Here is a 231-nt window from a genome sequence, read left to right as displayed (position 1 = left end):
CCTAGCATGGTATTTTTAATGTCGAGCTGTTTGGCTTTTGCTGTTTGTATTATTTGCTCAAGTTGTCCGTGTTCAGCAGTTAATACAGCATGCTGAGTTTGATGCTTATGCAGCTCGCTTTGTGCATGATCAAATTGCTTTTTAGCGGTATTAAAAGCTTTTTTAAAATCAGTAATTAAGTTATTTAATTGCTGATTTTGAGCTGCCGCATACGGGTGCTCAGTTGCGCCG

At 39.0% G+C, this 231-nt stretch carries 1 protein-coding gene; it reads right to left on the bottom strand.

Annotation, left to right across the window (positions count from 1 at the left end):
• The coding region (locus tag AAEY57_RS21270) for a hypothetical protein (protein ID WP_350608816.1) at positions 1 to 231 on the bottom strand (231 nt) is incomplete at both ends.

Origin of the sequence: Pseudoalteromonas sp. MER144-MNA-CIBAN-0113, assembly GCF_040308965.1 — a bacterium.
In the GTDB taxonomy this organism is placed as follows: Bacteria; Pseudomonadota; Gammaproteobacteria; order Enterobacterales; family Alteromonadaceae; genus Pseudoalteromonas; species Pseudoalteromonas tetraodonis.
This window is presented reverse-complemented; position numbering and strand designations above follow the sequence as displayed.